This window comes from Bradyrhizobium sp. LA6.1, from assembly GCF_040547805.1.
In the GTDB taxonomy this organism is placed as follows: domain Bacteria; phylum Pseudomonadota; class Alphaproteobacteria; order Rhizobiales; family Xanthobacteraceae; genus Bradyrhizobium; species Bradyrhizobium barranii.
The window spans coordinates 53010-67887 of sequence record NZ_JBEPQK010000003.1 but is presented as its reverse complement, the minus strand read 5'-3'; the positions used below and the strand labels follow the sequence as shown (position 1 = coordinate 67887).

Genomic DNA, 14878 nt, shown 5'->3' with positions numbered 1-14878 from the left:
CCCGCTCTTTTTTTGCCCGCAAGGCTTCTTTTGCCCGCATGGCTTCGATGCCGATGAGCGCTCCCTCTAATCCAATCGAAAACAGCTTCGAACTCGCAGCCTCGCGCTGCGCGGATCTCACGCCACTCGTCTACCAACGGCTGTTCGAACAGCATCCCGAAACGCAGACCATGTTCCGCTCGCAGGGCAGCGAGCTGGTGATGGGATCAATGCTTGCGCTGACGATCGAGGCGATCCTCGACTTCGCCGGTGAGCGTCGGGGCCATTTCAGGCTGATCGCCTGCGAGGTCGCCTCGCACGATGGCTACGGCACCCCGCGCGAGCTGTTCATCGCGTTCTTCGTCGTCATCAGGGATACGCTGCGCGACCTCCTCGGCGACGAATGGTCGCCGGAAATCGCACAGGCCTGGGACCAGCTGCTCGTCGAGATCGACGCCTTCGCCACTATTCCGGCCTGACGCTTTGCGCTGCACCAACACGAGCTGCGGCGATCTCGCGATCGATTGCAGATTGAGTGGCAGGAACTCTTGTGAGAGACTTTCGAACATCGGTCGCGCAATCAATGACGCGCCGACGAAAATTTTATGGGAGCGAGCGATGTCCGGGACGAAAGATTTCTCGACGACGAGGCGCGATCTTCTTCAGGCGGCGGCGACCGCCGGCGCCGCCACTGCCCTTCTCGGCAGCATGGGCATAAACCCCGCCCTTGCAGCCGAGGTCGGACGATCCGAGAAGCCGCTGAAGGCGGCCTTCTCCAATGCGGGCCTCCAGGCCACCTGGTGCGCCCAGGGCAAGCAGGCGGCGGAATTCTGGGGCAAGCTGTTCAATGTCGAGGTGACCTGGTTCGACGGCCAGCTCGATGCGGTGAAGCAGCGCGCGGCGATCGACAACATGGCCTCGCAAAAGTGGGACTTCGTCGCGATCCAGGCCTTCGGTATCGGCACCCTCACCCAGCCCGTGCAGAAGATGATCGATGCCGGCACGCCGGTGATCGACATGGACACGCTGATCGCGCCGCTCGATCAGATCAACGTCCATTCTTTCCTTGCCCCCGACAACGAGTTCATGGGCGCCTCGGTGACGCAGGCGCTGTGCAACGCCATGGGCGGCAAAGGCAAGATCATCATGACGCAGGGCGCGCTCGGCCATACCGGCGCGCAAGGCCGGGCGAAGGGCTTCAATACGGTCGTCAAGCAGTTCCCGAACATCGAGGTGCTCGACACCCAGCCTGCCGACTGGGACGTGTCGAAAACCGCGCGCCTCTGGGAAACCTACCTGACCAAATACCCGCAGATCGACGCAGCGTTCTTCCACAATGACGACATGGCGCTCGCCGCCGCCAACATCATGAAGGCGCGCAATCGCACCAACATCCTGATCGGCGGCGTCGATGCGATGCCACCGGCGATCCAGGCGGTGAGCGAGGGCCGCATGTTCGCGACCGTGCGCAATCCGTCCTGCCGCATCCATGGCGGCGCCATCATCGCGGGCGTTTCCGCCGTGGTCGGCGGCGAGAAGAGCGGACAGGGCATTCCCAAGCACGTCATCACCGACGGCCCGGTCGTGACCAAGGCCAACGCCGCCGGCATGCAATGGATGGAAGATCACTTCCTGATCTGAGCCTCCATGCCTGAGGTTCGTTCGCCCATCCTGGAACTGCAAGGCATCACGAAGAGCTTCGGCGGCGTCGAAGCGCTTCGTGGTGTTGATTTCGCGCTCTCACCCGGCGAGATCCACGGTCTCGTCGGCGAGAACGGCGCCGGCAAAAGCACGCTGATGAAGATCATCGCCGGCGTGCACAGCGAATTCTCCGGACGCTTCCTGATCGACGGGAAGGAGACGCATTTCCGCTCCGCCCGCGATGCGCACGCGGCCGGGATCGCCATGGTGCATCAGGAGCTGAGCGTCGCACCCGATCTCACGGTCGCCGAGAACGTGTTCCTGGGCAACCAGCCGACCAACCGGTTCGGCCTCGTGCAGTGGCGGCGCATGGCGCGCGAGGCCGGCGAGCAACTCGCCCGCTTCGGCATCGACGTCGATCCGATGTCTAGGCTCGGCGACCTCCCGATCGGGCTGCAGCAGCTGATCGAGATCGCTCGGGTGCTGTTCTCCGGCGCCCGCATCGTCATCCTGGACGAGCCGACCTCCGCCCTCTCCCCGCCCGAGGTCGAGCGGCTGTTCGCGACGCTCCGGCGGCTGCGCGAGGAAGGCACGGCAATCGTCTTCATCTCGCATTTCATCGAGGACATCCTGCTCGTGTCCGACACGGTGACCGTGTTCCGCAACGGGCGGAAGGTCGCCGAGACCGCCGCGGCTGCGACCAGCAAGGGCGCGCTGATCGAGGCCATGATCGGCCGCGGCGGCGAAGCGCTCGAGCACAGCTACACCGATGACCTCATGCTGCCACGGCCGAGCGACAGCTCCGTGGTCCTGAAGGTCGACCAATTGTCGCTGGCCCGCAGCCTGAAGGATATCTCCTTCGAGGCGCGCGCCGGCGAGGTGCTCGGCATCTACGGGTTCATGGGCTGCGGCCAGCAGGAGCTGTCGCGCATCCTGTTCGGCAAGCTGAAGCCGGACGGCGGCACGCTCGCCGTCGAGGGCAAGCCAAAAACCTTCGCCAGCACGGCGGCGGCGCGGCGCGCCGGCGTGGCGCTGGTGCCGGAGAGCCGGCGCGCTATGCTGTTTCATCAGGAGCCGGTCTACAAGAACATCTCGATCAGCATTCTCGACCGCATCTCGTCGCTACTGCTCAAGCCGGCGCAGGAGCGCGACATCGCCAAACGCCAGGTCGAACAGTTGCAGATCAGGCCGCCGGTGGTCGGTCTCGACCTCGGCATGCTCTCCGGCGGCAACCAGCAGAAGGTCGCGCTGGCAAAATGGCTGACCTATCCGCCGAAGCTGCTGGTGCTGTGCGAGCCGACCCGGGGCATGGATGTCGGCGCCAAGAACGACGTCATCAACATCGTCCGCGATCTCCGCGCCAAGGGGCTTGCGGTCATCGTGCTGTCGACCGAGCCGGAAACGGTGCTGTCGCTGGCCGACCGCATCCTCGTGCTCAAGCGCGGCGCATTGGTGCGGGAATTCAAGAACGAGCCGGTCAGCAAGGACCGCCTGCTGGAAGCGGCGTGACGGAGAAGCACCATGGCGAGCAGTGAGACGGCTTTGGCGGCGGGTCGGCGGCCGCGCGGCGTTGCGCCCTTCCTGCGCTCGCAGATGCGCAACATCGCGCCGTTCCTCACCCTGATCTTCCTCTCCGCCTTCTTCGCCCTTGCCAGCCCCTCCTTCGCGACGCTGGACAACCTCGGCAACATCCTGACGCAGGTGTCGGTGACCGGCATCATCGCGGTCGGCCTCACCTTCGTGATCCTCTGCGCCGAGATCGACCTCTCGATCGCCAGCATCGCCAACGTCACCGGCATCGCGGTCGCCTACTTCACGCTGCAGGAATCCTACGTCAACATCGCCAACATCCCCCTGCCCGGCGCGGTCGCGATCATCCTGTCGATCCTGCTCTGCGCGCTGCTCGGCCTCGTCAACGCGCTCGGCCTGACCGTGATCGGCATCCCCTCCTTCATCATGACGCTGGCCATGATGCAGATCGCGGCCGGCGTCTCGGCGCTGCTGGTGCGCGGCCAGATCGCCTACAAGGTGCCCGGCCTGATCACCACGCTCGGCTCGGGCTCGATCGGCGGCATCCCCTGGATCGTCATCGTCGCGGCCATCATGCTGCTCGGCGGCCATCTGGTGCTGACCTACACGCGCTTCGGCCGCTACGTCTACATGGTTGGCGGCAACCGCGAGGCGGCCGAATATTCCGGCCTCAACGTCAAGCTCATCCTCGGCGCCGTCATGGTGATCTCAGCGGTGTGCTCGGGCATCGGCGGCATGCTCGGCGTCGCCCATTTCGGCAGCGCGCAGCAGAACGAGTTCGACACCTATCTGCTCGACTCCATCGCCGCCGTCGTCGTCGGCGGCACCAGCCTGTTCGGCGGCCGCGGCGGCATCGGCAACACCATCGTCGGGCTGTTCGTTCTCGGTGTCCTCAATAACGGCCTCGACCACGTCAACATCGACAGCTTCCTGAAGATCCTGATCCGCGGCCTGATCCTGCTGGCGGCGCTGGTCATCAACGTCTACGCGCAGCGGCTCAGGGAAAAAACGGCGGAGTAGACGGCCCTCAAAACAAAAAACGTGAAAACAACCCCATGCACAGTACAAATCATTGAAGAATTTGGCGCGAGGTGGCTTGCCGCCCCGCCGCAACGACGTTTGACACGTCGGGCAAAACAGGAGCACAACGTCATCATGGCGCCGTGCCTTTAAGGCCGATGGGCTCAGGACCGCGACCCAAACTCCGTCATTGCGAGCGCAGCGAAGCAATCCAGGAATCTATCCGCGGATACATGTCTGGAGCGCCGTTTCAGGCGGCGCGCTGGTTGTGTCGCGACGAGAGATCCGGGCACAGCACGAGCTTGCCCTCGAGGCCACCAGTCTCGAGGCGACGGTGAGCATCGGCGACCTCGTCGAAGGAGATCCGCTCGGCGATGCGCGGCCGGATGGCACCAGTTGCCAAAAGCCCGAACAGACGCTCCAAGTCCTCCTTGAACCAGGTGGGATGTCGCGCCCGCATGGCATTTACCGAGTAAAACCGGGCCCGCTTGCCGCCGGGCAACAATCTCCACAGGTAAAGGCGCGCGATCTCCATCACGATAGGGAGCATGCGACGCTGTGCTTGCACGCTCGCCGAGAAACCGATGGCACAGAGCAGGCCGCCTGGCTTGAGCGCCGCGTATGAGCGGCGATAGCCGTCTTCGCCAACGCCGTCGACGATAACGTCGAACCCGCCCGGCAGGACCCGCGTGAAGTCCTCATGCTTGTAGTCGATCGGCGTTGCCCCTAGCTCTCGGACGAGCGCCATGTGCTCGCCGCGCGCGGTGCCCCACAGCTCGATGCCGGCCAATCTCCCGAGCATGAGCAGCGCCTGGCCGACGGCGCCGGCGGCGCCGTGCACGAGCACGCGCTGGCCTCGCTGGACCCGGGCCGCGCGGTGCAGAAGCTGGTACGCGGTCGTCCAGCTCAAGATCAGTGTGGCCGCCTCCGCCGCGTCTACGCCCTCCGGCACGCGGGCCACGTCGTTCGCTCGAAGCGTGCGATAGTCGGCGTTTGACCCGACCACCGTCATGTCGGCCACGCGGTCGCCAATCTGAAAGTCGTGCACGCCTTCACCGAGCTGATCGATTGCCCCGACCACGTCGTAGCCCATTACGAACGGCGGCCGGAGGCCCATCGTTTGCGGGTATAGATGGCGCCTGATCAACACCTCGGTGTAGTTGAGGCTCGACGCAAGTACACGGACCCGTATCTCGCCCCGGCTGGCGGTCGGCAAGGGAGCGTCGACCACCTCCAGCCTCTCGGGATCACCGAAGAGGCTGACTTGAACAACTCGATTGCGCGGCTCCATCATCGGCGATCTCCTTGCAATGTCGTGATCCAGCGCAAGGACGGGCACACTGCCGCAAACTACTTTGCATCGCCACGTCGGCAAGCATTGAGGATATGGCCGGCCTGAAGTTCTACCTTGATCTGGCTCAAAGCATGCGATGCGCAATTTGATCGCTACCGGGGCATAGCGGACTTTCGCGAGCCGCCAGCGCAGCCGATTTATGGGTTCAAGGCCTAATCCGGGGGGTGCCGCGAGAAGCGGAAATTGCAGTGGCTCGCGCCGCCCGCCAATGTTTGTGTGCGCTCCAGGCGGATGCCGCGCGCTGCGTAGGCAACGAAATCGAGGCCGCAGATATTCGGCAGGATGTCCTTGCCCCCGTGGCGCGCTGCGAGCTTGCAGAAGCCGCAGGCCTTGTAGTTGATGCCGAATTCGAATCTGTCTTGCGGACCCGGCTCTACGAAATCGTAGACGAAGTCTTCCGGAAACTCTTCCTGATGAGCTTTTGTGACGCTCCCTGCCGCCTGCTCGCGCAGCAAGTCCTGGTTCTCCGGCGACATGAATTGCCGCCCTGAGGCGAGACGCTCCGCTTCTGATACGGTCAGCAATTGCGCCTTGTAGGTGTCTCGCTCGATCTCGCCAATCACAGGCACCGGCACGCCGTGTCGTCGCAGCACCCGGCTGATGGCCATAAAGCCCATGAGACGCATGAAGAAATCACTCATGCGGCTTGCCGCGCCGCCGACATAGGGCATTTGGGTGAGGATAATCTCGAATTCGCCCATCGCCTCCCGCCTGATCCCGTCGATGTCGGTGAGAAGCGTGCGCTCGCGCAGCATCGCTTCGGCAAGGTCGAGCCGATCGCGCATGGCGGTCTCCATGGCGCTCCGATGCGTCTGGTAGAAGGGATGGATGTTCTCAGCCATTGGACACCTGAGGGCTCATTGCAGGGTTGGCGAAGCCGGTTTCATTCCGCGGCGATCGCCTCGATCTCCAGCAGCCATTTGCTGTCGACGGTCTCGACGACCACGACCGTCAGCGCCGGCCGATGTTCGCCGAGCACCTTGCTGCGAATGGTGCGGTTGGTCACGACTTGAGTCCGGTCAGTCAGGAACGTGGTGACCTTGACCAGATGCTCGACGCCAAGCCCCGCGGCGGCGAGCACCTCGATCACGTTGCGCCAGGCCTGCTCGCATTGCGCCTCGAAACCTTCGGGCACGGTGCCGTCGGTTTTCTCGGGCACCTGGCCGCTGACGAACAACAGGCGGCGATGCTGCGTCAATTCAAGTCCCATGCTGTAACCGCCGGCGGGAGGATGGACCGTTGCGGGATTGTGGTTGACGATGTGAGCCATGTCAGTTTGCCTCCTGTTCGACGAATTCGAGCGCCAGACCATGCGCGGTGGCGGGTGGCACCAACAGCACGGCACCGGTCATCGCGAAGCCGACGCCGTTGTGTTTCAGTGTTCGCCCTGTCGCATCCAGATCAGCGACCGCCAGACGCGCCGCGCAAAAGCGCGGCGAAGCGCTGTTCGCGAGGCCCGGTAACCGGCGCGCCAGCTCGGACGGGCCAAGCAAGGTGATATGATTGCCGCGCTCACCAATCGTCAGCCGCCCCGGCGCAAGCTCGGCCGTGCCTTCCGTGAGGCGCTCGAGGAAATCGCGATGCGCCGCCGGCTCCGCCGCCGACATCACCACCTCGACCACGCGGAGCGCGCCGTTGGGATGACGCTGATACTGCGCCTTCCAGAACAGTTCCGGCGGGTGACGCTGCTGGCAGGTGAAGAACGCGATCCCGGGCATGGCGGGATCGGTGGCAAAGGCCAGCGAAAACGCGACGCGCGCCGTGCCTCCGCCCGGGAGCACCGCGTCGCGGCCGAAATCGAACGGCGCATAGTCGCCGATGCGGTCGGCCCTAAAACGCACTGCATCGGCATGGGCGTCGGTGCTGTGCAAGACCAGCATCGACATTCCCTCGGCGGTCGCAAGAAAATCGCGGTTGTGGGCCGCGAAGCTGAAATGGCCCGGCGTGGCTGGCGGCACCAACGCATTGTCGGTGACGGCCAGCAACTCCAGAAAATTGTCGGCGAACTGCGCCAGGCGGTTGCTGGTTCCGAACGGATGCACACCGGTCGGCGTGAGGTTGAAGCCGAGCCGCTGCCAATCCAGCGCGGCCTGTTCCAGATCGCGGACGCAAATGACGAGATGATCTAAACGACGGGGCATGGGGGGTCTCCGGATTGCGGGCCGACCGTATCCGGCGATGACGGCGCCGATCAAAGCATTGTTGCTGCGGTTCAGCGCAAGAAAATCTATTGCAAGGCCAAGGCCCATCGGTGTCAAACTGCGGTGCGATGACCTACGCCCTTCCCCCGCTCAACGCGCTCCGCGCTTTTGAGGCCGCCGCCCGGCATCTCAGCTTCAAGCTGGCCGCGCACGAGCTGCACGTGACACCTGCCGCCGTGGGACAGCAGGTGAAGGCGCTGGAGGCACGCCTCGGCGTGCAGCTGTTCGAGCGGCTGCATAAGCAGCTCATTCTCACCGCGGCCGGTCAGGCCTATCTGCCCGGGGTCTCCGAAGGTTTTCGCCACATTGCGGAGGCGACCTCGCAATTGAAGCCGGCGGGCGCGGTGCTGCTGCAGTTGGGGGTCCATGGCCGCTTCGACCTGCGCCGGCTCGAATTGGCGGAGTTTCGCAGCGCGCATGCGGAGATCGGTTTGCGGGTGCTGCAGCCGGCCGGCCTGCACGAGTTGGTCGAGGGCAAGGTCGAGCTGCTGATCGCCCGCGGTCTCGGCCGCTATCCGGGCTATCGCTGCGACCGGGTCAATGAGGGATCAGGCCTCGGTGATTGGCTGATCGCGCCTGAAGGCACCGCGGATTGCCCCGAGATCGTCAGCTTCCGCGACTGGCTGCGCGCCCTGCCAGCCGAGAACCCGCTCGCAAACCGCCGCCCGCGTCTGGTCGGCATCAGCGGAAGCTAAGGCGACCGTGAGGCATGGCTTGAGCCCTCGCCGCTAGGACGTTTGAGACGTCGGGCAAAACACCGGCACAAGTCCATCATGGCGCTGGTCCCGTAGAGACCACCGAGCTCACGGCAGCGGTTCGACCTTCGCCGCCATATCGGGAACCCGCGTGATCTTATACATGGCGTTGCTGCATCTAAGAACCCAAACGTCGCGATCAGGTCGAGACGCCTTCGTGTTCTTCTTTGCGCCGAGTGGCTTTTCGCAAGTGAAGCCTTGCGTGCGTATCTGGGCCGCAAGCATTCCCTGAACGGTTTCGGCCGGAATCTGCTGCGCCCGCACTTGCGGAGCAAATAGAATAAAAACGAAGGCAAGTAGTAATGATCCAGATGCTCTGTGCATGATTTCAACCCTTGAAGCAGCCGCCCCGCAAGTTCGAACATCGCACTATAGCAGAAACACCGGTGTTGTCCGCGCCGGGCCTTCCGCGCCGTAGCGCGCTAGCTGCACTCATTGTCAGGACAACGAGCGCGGATTGGTAGCAATTTGCCCGAAAGCAGACCTATTGTGCTCAGTTCAAGCTTTGTCGTTCATGACCCAAGGCGGACCTGACGCGCTCCCGGTGCGGTGTGTTAAAATAGCAGGGAACGGATCGTGTCTATGCCAAGAACTGCTGCTGTCATCGGCACCGCCATCTTCTTCGTGTTCGCGCCCTGCGTGGTGGCTGGGGTGGTCCCGTGGTGGATTTCACGCTGGGAGTTCAGGTTGCCGTTTCTCGGCGTCGAGCTCACGCGCTTCGTCGGCGCCGCGCTAATTCTTGCCGGCTTAGCCGGGCTCGTGGATTCATTCGCGCGTTTCGCACTGCAGGGGCTCGGCACGCCGGCGCCGATCGCCCCGACCCAACATCTCGTCGTTACCGGCCTCTATCGCTATGTGCGCAATCCAATCTACGTGGCGGTCGCCGCCGTCATTTTCGGCCAGGCGCTCCTGTTCGGCGATTGGGGGCTGTTCGCCTACGGCGCAGTCGTCTGGCTCGCCTTCCACCTTTTTGTCGTGGGCTACGAAGAGCCGACGCTAAAAAGGTCATTCGGCGCGGAATACGAAGCGTTCTGCATCAATGTGCCGCGTTGGATCCCGCGCCTAACTGCGTGGCGAGGCGGTCGGTAGCTGCCGTAGCGCATGACCTCGGCGCTGATTTTTGATGAGCTTCTCGAAGGCTCCTCAACAAAGTTTGTCTGCAATTGGGCCCATCAGCGAAGTGGCGGCACGCCTCATTGAGGTCCGATCAAATAGGGCATAGCGGACTGAATTTGCTCAGGTTGAGTTTTTCGTAGTTTGACCCAGAGCGGTCATCAGCCGCCGTATTCGGGCGAAGTTGATATAGATCAACCTTGATGATGTGCATAGTCGATACCGCAAAATGTTGCTTGCAGTCTCTTCGGTAGGAATGAGCCGCAAAGGATAGTCAGTCGTTCAATCATTGACACATAAGGAGACGCGCAAATGAGGAAGCTTGCTTCGGTAGGATTGATCGCCGCGGCCATGTTCGCTAGTCCGGCCATGGCCGCGTGGTACGACCAAAACGGCGCAGCCGTCCATCCGTCCCGCGTTGTTCACTGCATCCGGGCGCCAGACGTTGGCAGTTTTGCCGGAGGGCCGTTCAATAAGCCTCCCTGCGAACCGGCAAGCTGGCGTAGGTCGGCGTGGCGCGACAAAACCGGTGCAGTCGTCCCCACCTCTAACGTCGTTCACTGTGTCCGGGCTCCAGACGTTGGCAGTTATGCCGGAGGTCCGTTTAATAAGCCTCCCTGCGAACCGGCAACCTGGCGCTGAGGCGAGCGGCAAGATGCCGCCAACGTTCCCTGCGAAGCGAACGTTCGATGTCGGGACGGTTGGTTGACGCTGCGCGCTGGTGCCAAAATCACAGAGCGTAGACAAGTAGACAAAGAGAGCAACTGGCCGCCTGCGAGTGGCCAGTTCTCGCTTTACATCCGCGTCCACTGGGCGAGAGCAATATCCTCGATGGTCAGTGGAGACCGCCGTTTGTCAAGCGAATACAATCGAGCAGTTAACTACGGCGTCCGCAACGCGGTTCCGAGATGCGAACGGACGATATATCGAACGTCGGTTGTTGGCCCTTAACGGACCTATGGACGCTGTCGTGGATTTGTCTGCTGCTGACCCAGCTGAGACATCGGCGCGGGGCCTCTGTCCCGCGTTTTGTGTTTAGGACCACGGCGGCTCTTCGCTCTTCCCGACCGCCTCGTGGTGGGTCGTGACACCCGCCGAACGCAAGCCGGTCAGCAATACGGTTCTCACAGAGGCCGGATCGAATCCAATATCCTTGGCGTTTGGTGGATGTGCTTCGCTGCCCTTCAACCGGAGCGCCAAGTGCAATTGCTCGCAAAGGTGCCGAACGACGAGATTGACCTGATCGTCAGTCATGATCTGCCTTTCCTGCTACATTTTGCTACCCAACCATGTAGCACACATGAAAATAGGGCGGTACGCGATTGGACCGCGCCAAGGATCAACCCCAGGCGATTGCCCATGGGCGGATCCCAAAAATCGTCCGCCTGTCAGGACAAACCGGACGTGGCTAGCGGGCCGCTGGAGCGACGCTTTTGACCGCGACGGACGCGCCTTCCATCCCTAGGGATGCCCGCCCTCGGTCGAAGCCAATTGCGTCTGCCCCGCAACCTCGTCAGCCCGCCAGCACCTCACCTCATGTCCATCGGCGCGCGTTTCCAGCACCGGACCGGGCTCGTGGCGACACACGGCCTCCGCGTACCGGCAACGCGGGCTGAAGGCGCATCCGTTCGGCGGATTGAGCGGATTGGGAAGGTCGCCCCCCGTCGTTGCTAGCGGCGCATGACGCAGCGGATCGGGGATGGCGGCGATCAGGGCCTGCGTGTAGGGGTGCGCCGGCCGTTCGAAGATTTCGCGCCAGTGGCCATTCTCGACGATCCGGCCGAGATACATGACGGCGACGCGGTCGCTCATGTGCTCGACGACGCCGAGGTCGTGGCTGATCATGATGTAGGAAAGACCGAGCGTGTCCTTCAATTCCAGCAGCAGGTTGATGATCTGGGCGCGGATCGAGACGTCGAGCGCCGATACCGGCTCGTCGCAGATGACGATCCTGGGATTGAGGATCAGGGCGCGCGCAATCCCGATGCGCTGGCGCTGGCCGCCGGAGAATTCATGCGGATAGCGGTCGGCCTGCTCCGGCCGCAGGCCGACATGCCGCAGCATCGTCGCAACGCGGTCCTCGATCTCGCTTTTTGCGGTCACACCATGCACACGCAGGGGATCTTCCAGCGTGCGGCGGACGGTCTGGCGTGGGTTGAGCGAGGCGTAGGGATCCTGAAAGACGATCTGCACGGTGCGGGCAAGCGACTTTCGGTCGCCGGATTGCCTGTTCGTCACCACCTGCCCGTCCAGCACGATGCGACCGCGCGTCGGCGTCAACAGACCCAGGATCGACAATGCGACCGTCGACTTGCCCGAGCCGGACTCGCCGACAAGGCCGAGGCATTCGCCTCGTCTCAGCCTGAGATCGACTCCGTCGACGGCACGGAGCACCCGCCGGCCGCGGCCGAGCCAGCCGCCCCCCATCGGAAAATGAACCGCGAGATCCTCGATGCTGAGAATGAGGTCGTCGTCCGGCCTCGCTTCCCCCTGCATGGCTTGCGGCTCATGCATGGTGGTAACACCGGACGAAACCGCCGGCCTCCAGCAAATCCGTCTGCGGCGCAACCGTGCGGCAGATCTCGGTGGCCTGCGTACAGCGCGGATTGAACCGGCAGCCATCCGGGAAATTCGTGATGGCTGGAACCACGCCCGCGATCTCCTTGAGCCTGGTGCGGCCAAGCGCGGCCCGACTGCCCAGCCGCGGCAGCGAGGCGACCAGGCCCTGCGTATAGGGATGCGAAGGCGCCCGGAAAATATCGGCGGAGCCGCGCTCCTCGACGATGCGGCCGGCATACATGACGGCGACACGGCGGCAGACATTGGCCACGAGGCCGAGATCGTGGCTGATCATCAGGATCGCCGTCCCCCTCTCGGCGCACAGATTGCGCATCAGCTCGATGATTTCGGCCTGCACGGTCACGTCGAGCGCGGTGGTCGGTTCGTCGGCGATCAGGAGGTCCGGACCGCATGCGAGGGCGATGGCGATCATGACGCGCTGACGCATGCCGCCGGACAGCTGGTGCGGGTAATCGTTGACGCGCCGCTCCGGTGCGGGGACGCGGACGCTCGCCAGCGCCTCGACCGCGAGCTGGTTGGCTTCCCGCCAGCTCTTGCCCTTGTGCAGCACGAACATCTCGGCGATCTGCCGCCCCACCGGCGAGACCGGGTTCAGCGCCGTCATCGGCTCCTGGAAGATCATGGCGATGCGATTGCCGCGCAGCTCCCGCTGCCTGGCCGCGGAAAGGTGCTGGATCTCCCGTCCCTCAAACCGGATGACGCCGCCGCCGATGGACAACGGCTGCCGCAACAGGCCGATCAAGGCGAGCGCCGTGATGCTCTTGCCGCAGCCGGATTCGCCGACCAGCCCGAATGTCTCGCCGCGATCGATCCGGAATGAAATGCCCTCGGCCGCCGCAACGCGCCTTGCTCCGTCGTCGAGATCGATGCGCAAATCCTCGACTTCAATCAGCGGCGCGCCGGTCATGTCCGCCGGCTCCGCGACTGGGGATCGAGAATGTCACGCAGGCCGTCGCCGAGCAGGTTCAGGCCGAGCACCGTCAGGAAGATGGCAAGGCCCGGAAACACCGAGAGCCACGGCGCCGTCGTGATCTGGTCGCGGGCGTCCGACAACATGCTGCCCCAGCTCGGAAAGGGCGGGCGGACGCCGAGGCCGAGGAACGACAATGCGGCTTCCGACAGGACCGCGCTGCCCATGCCCAGCGTGCCGATGACGACGATGGGGCCGAGCATGTTCGGCAGCAGCTGCGTGATCATGATCCGCAGATCGCCGTAGCCGAGCACGGTTGCCGCCTGGACATAGCCCTGGCTCCGGAGCGACAGCGCCGACGCGCGGGCGATCCGGCACGTGAAGGACCAGTTGGTCAGGCCGAGCGCGATCAGCAGGCTCGTGAGGCCGGGGCCAAGCACCGCCATGATGGCGAGCGCGAAGATCAGCGAGGGGATCGCGAGCATCAGATTGGTCAGGCCGTTGACGAAATCGTCCCACCAGCCGCCCCAATAGCCCGCGCTCAAGCCGAGCGCGACGCCGATGACGCTGTTGATGAGCTGCGAGACGATGCCAACGGTCAGCGAGACGCGGGCGCCGTAGACGACGCGGGAATAGATGTCGCGGCCCTGGTCGTCGGTGCCGAACCACCAGGTCCAGCTCGGAGGCTCCTCCGCGTTCATGAGGTTAGCGTCGAGGACGGGATCGGTGTGCGCCAGCCAGGGCGCGAGCAGGCCGACCAGGATCGCAAGCGCGAACAGCGCGCCGCCGATGATGAGATTGGCGCGGAGCTTCATGCGTATCTGATCCTGGGATCGATCACGCCGTAGAGCACGTCGATCAGCAGATTGATCGCGAGAAAGGCCAGCACCACCACGAGAATGGAGCCTTGGACGGCGGGAATGTCACGCTGGAGCACGCTGTCGACCAGCAGCGAACCGATGCCCGGCCAGGAGAACAGTTTCTCGACCACGACCGCCTGCCCCATCAACCCGCCGAACTGAAGGCCGACGGTGGTGAGAATGATGACGAGCGCATTGCGCATCACATGCCACTTCACGACACGCGTCTCGCTCATGCCCTTCGAGCGCGCGGTGCGGACGAAATCAGCGGTCATGATCTCGAGGACCGCAGCGCGCGTCGTGCGGGCAAATAGCGCCATCGGCGAGACGCCAAGCGTCACGGCCGGCAGAAGCAGATATTTCAGCCCTCCATCGCCATAGCCGAAGCTCGGCAGCCAGCCGAGCTTCAACGCAAACAGATACATCAGCACCAATCCGAGCCAGAATTTGGCAATGGAAAGGCCCGACACCGCCAGCACCATGGCAAGCGTATCGACGATGCCCCCGGGTTTTAGCGCTGCGATGAAACCAAGGGGAACACCGATCAAAATCGCAAACGTCATGGCCGTGAAGATGAGCTGCAGCGTCGGCCAGGCCCGTTTGGCGATCATGGTCGTGACAGGCTCGCGGGTCCGGAACGAGGTGCCGAAGTCACCGGTCGCGAGCTTGGCGATGTAGGCGCCGAAACGCCAATAGAGGGGATCGTCGAGGCCAAGCTGCTTCTTCATGCGCAGCTCGACTTGGGGATCGCTGTCGTCGCTCATGCTCGAGACAATGCTGCCGGGAACGACGCTGAACAGCACAAAGACCAGCAGCACGACAGCGAGCACGGTCGGAATGGTTTGCAGCAGACGGCGGAGCAGGAACGAGAGCATCCAGGCTTTTCCTCTCTCCCTCCACCGCTCGTCGCGATGGAGGGAGCGCGAGAGCGCGTG

Annotated in this window: 16 protein-coding genes; 6 read left to right on the top strand and 10 right to left on the bottom strand. The window is 63.7% G+C overall.

Features of this window, described 5'->3' with window-relative positions:
- The first annotated feature begins 53 nt into the window (after positions 1–53).
- From ABIB99_RS07475 to ABIB99_RS07460, 4 genes are all read left to right on the top strand, one after another.
- Positions 54–458, top strand: coding sequence for a globin (locus tag ABIB99_RS07475; protein WP_166341995.1), 405 nt, complete (start codon positions 54–56; stop codon positions 456–458).
- A 139-nt stretch (positions 459–597) separates the two neighbouring features.
- Entirely contained in the window at positions 598–1620 is a 1023-nt protein-coding gene (locus ABIB99_RS07470) for a sugar ABC transporter substrate-binding protein (RefSeq protein ID WP_063983001.1), read from the top strand.
- A gap of 6 nt (positions 1621–1626) precedes the next feature.
- Entirely contained in the window at positions 1627–3129 is a 1503-nt protein-coding gene (locus tag ABIB99_RS07465; RefSeq protein ID WP_071913405.1) for a sugar ABC transporter ATP-binding protein, read from the top strand.
- A gap of 12 nt (positions 3130–3141) precedes the next feature.
- Positions 3142–4170 carry an ABC transporter permease gene (locus tag ABIB99_RS07460; protein ID WP_354175339.1) on the top strand — a complete coding sequence of 343 codons (1029 nt, stop codon included), beginning with the start codon at positions 3142–3144 and terminating at the stop codon, positions 4168–4170.
- Between the two features lie 250 nt (positions 4171–4420).
- Here the strand turns inward: ABIB99_RS07460 and ABIB99_RS07455 are convergent, their stop codons facing one another.
- The 4 genes from ABIB99_RS07455 to ABIB99_RS07440 form a co-directional block, all read right to left on the bottom strand.
- Positions 4421–5464, bottom strand: a complete 1044-nt coding sequence (locus ABIB99_RS07455; protein WP_354175338.1) for a medium chain dehydrogenase/reductase family protein — start codon at positions 5462–5464, stop codon at positions 4421–4423.
- A 212-nt stretch (positions 5465–5676) separates the two neighbouring features.
- Positions 5677–6366, bottom strand: coding sequence for an L-2-amino-thiazoline-4-carboxylic acid hydrolase (locus tag ABIB99_RS07450; RefSeq protein ID WP_354175336.1), 690 nt, complete (start codon positions 6364–6366; stop codon positions 5677–5679).
- A gap of 41 nt (positions 6367–6407) precedes the next feature.
- Positions 6408–6794 (bottom strand): RidA family protein, encoded by a 387-nt coding sequence (locus ABIB99_RS07445; RefSeq protein WP_063982996.1) that lies wholly within the window; start codon positions 6792–6794, stop codon positions 6408–6410.
- 1 nt (position 6795) lies between these two features.
- On the bottom strand, positions 6796–7773 hold the full coding sequence (locus ABIB99_RS07440; protein ID WP_244623056.1) for a VOC family protein: 978 nt from the start codon (positions 7771–7773) through the stop codon (positions 6796–6798).
- A gap of 20 nt (positions 7774–7793) precedes the next feature.
- On the opposite strand from ABIB99_RS07440, the gene ABIB99_RS07435 reads away from it, so the two are divergent.
- The gene (locus ABIB99_RS07435; RefSeq protein ID WP_354175334.1) at positions 7794–8420 is read left to right on the top strand and encodes a LysR family transcriptional regulator; all 627 of its coding nucleotides are present in this window, start codon (positions 7794–7796) and stop codon (positions 8418–8420) included.
- Between the two features lie 108 nt (positions 8421–8528).
- Here ABIB99_RS07435 and ABIB99_RS07430 read toward each other — a convergent pair whose 3' ends face one another.
- Positions 8529–8804 carry a hypothetical protein gene (locus ABIB99_RS07430; protein WP_167767920.1) on the bottom strand — a complete coding sequence of 92 codons (276 nt, stop codon included), beginning with the start codon at positions 8802–8804 and terminating at the stop codon, positions 8529–8531.
- A 258-nt stretch (positions 8805–9062) separates the two neighbouring features.
- Between ABIB99_RS07430 and ABIB99_RS07425 the strand changes: the two genes are divergently transcribed.
- Positions 9063–9569 (top strand): methyltransferase family protein, encoded by a 507-nt coding sequence (locus ABIB99_RS07425; RefSeq protein ID WP_135217340.1) that lies wholly within the window; start codon positions 9063–9065, stop codon positions 9567–9569.
- Positions 9570–10628: 1059 nt separating this feature from the next.
- Here ABIB99_RS07425 and ABIB99_RS07420 read toward each other — a convergent pair.
- From ABIB99_RS07420 to ABIB99_RS07400, 5 genes are all read right to left on the bottom strand, one after another.
- The gene (locus tag ABIB99_RS07420) at positions 10629–10847 is read right to left on the bottom strand and encodes a hypothetical protein (RefSeq protein WP_028149073.1); all 219 of its coding nucleotides are present in this window, start codon (positions 10845–10847) and stop codon (positions 10629–10631) included.
- 207 nt (positions 10848–11054) lie between these two features.
- Positions 11055–12107: an ABC transporter ATP-binding protein gene (locus ABIB99_RS07415; RefSeq protein WP_354175333.1), complete on the bottom strand. Its 1053-nt coding sequence runs from the start codon at positions 12105–12107 to the stop codon at positions 11055–11057.
- The gene (locus ABIB99_RS07410) at positions 12100–13080 is read right to left on the bottom strand and encodes an ABC transporter ATP-binding protein (protein WP_135216794.1); all 981 of its coding nucleotides are present in this window, start codon (positions 13078–13080) and stop codon (positions 12100–12102) included. Before ABIB99_RS07410 ends, ABIB99_RS07415 begins: the two co-directional genes overlap by 8 nt.
- A complete protein-coding gene (locus tag ABIB99_RS07405) occupies positions 13077–13898 on the bottom strand; it encodes an ABC transporter permease (RefSeq protein WP_135216793.1) in 822 nt (273 codons plus the stop codon). The genes ABIB99_RS07410 and ABIB99_RS07405 overlap by 4 nt, the downstream gene beginning before the upstream one ends.
- Positions 13895–14818, bottom strand: coding sequence for an ABC transporter permease (locus ABIB99_RS07400; RefSeq protein WP_063982990.1), 924 nt, complete (start codon positions 14816–14818; stop codon positions 13895–13897). The genes ABIB99_RS07405 and ABIB99_RS07400 overlap by 4 nt, the downstream gene beginning before the upstream one ends.
- Between the last annotated feature and the right edge of the window lie 60 nt (positions 14819–14878).

Bases quoted from the DNA above. Each gene is read 5' to 3' on its own strand.
- ABIB99_RS07475 (WP_166341995.1), top strand. From the start codon at position 54: ATGAGCGCTCCCTCTAATCCAATCGAAAACAGCTTCGAACTCGCAGCC.
- ABIB99_RS07470 (WP_063983001.1), top strand. From the start codon at position 598: ATGTCCGGGACGAAAGATTTCTCGACGACGAGGCGCGATCTTCTTCAG.
- ABIB99_RS07465 (WP_071913405.1), top strand. From the start codon at position 1,627: ATGCCTGAGGTTCGTTCGCCCATCCTGGAACTGCAAGGCATCACGAAG.
- ABIB99_RS07460 (WP_354175339.1), top strand. From the start codon at position 3,142: ATGGCGAGCAGTGAGACGGCTTTGGCGGCGGGTCGGCGGCCGCGCGGC.
- ABIB99_RS07455 (WP_354175338.1), bottom strand. From the start codon at position 5,464: ATGATGGAGCCGCGCAATCGAGTTGTTCAAGTCAGCCTCTTCGGTGAT.
- ABIB99_RS07450 (WP_354175336.1), bottom strand. From the start codon at position 6,366: ATGGCTGAGAACATCCATCCCTTCTACCAGACGCATCGGAGCGCCATG.
- ABIB99_RS07445 (WP_063982996.1), bottom strand. From the start codon at position 6,794: ATGGCTCACATCGTCAACCACAATCCCGCAACGGTCCATCCTCCCGCC.
- ABIB99_RS07440 (WP_244623056.1), bottom strand. From the start codon at position 7,773: ATGGGCCTTGGCCTTGCAATAGATTTTCTTGCGCTGAACCGCAGCAAC.
- ABIB99_RS07435 (WP_354175334.1), top strand. From the start codon at position 7,794: ATGACCTACGCCCTTCCCCCGCTCAACGCGCTCCGCGCTTTTGAGGCC.
- ABIB99_RS07430 (WP_167767920.1), bottom strand. From the start codon at position 8,804: ATGCACAGAGCATCTGGATCATTACTACTTGCCTTCGTTTTTATTCTA.
- ABIB99_RS07425 (WP_135217340.1), top strand. From the start codon at position 9,063: ATGCCAAGAACTGCTGCTGTCATCGGCACCGCCATCTTCTTCGTGTTC.
- ABIB99_RS07420 (WP_028149073.1), bottom strand. From the start codon at position 10,847: ATGACTGACGATCAGGTCAATCTCGTCGTTCGGCACCTTTGCGAGCAA.
- ABIB99_RS07415 (WP_354175333.1), bottom strand. From the start codon at position 12,107: ATGCATGAGCCGCAAGCCATGCAGGGGGAAGCGAGGCCGGACGACGAC.
- ABIB99_RS07410 (WP_135216794.1), bottom strand. From the start codon at position 13,080: ATGACCGGCGCGCCGCTGATTGAAGTCGAGGATTTGCGCATCGATCTC.
- ABIB99_RS07405 (WP_135216793.1), bottom strand. From the start codon at position 13,898: ATGAAGCTCCGCGCCAATCTCATCATCGGCGGCGCGCTGTTCGCGCTT.
- ABIB99_RS07400 (WP_063982990.1), bottom strand. From the start codon at position 14,818: ATGCTCTCGTTCCTGCTCCGCCGTCTGCTGCAAACCATTCCGACCGTG.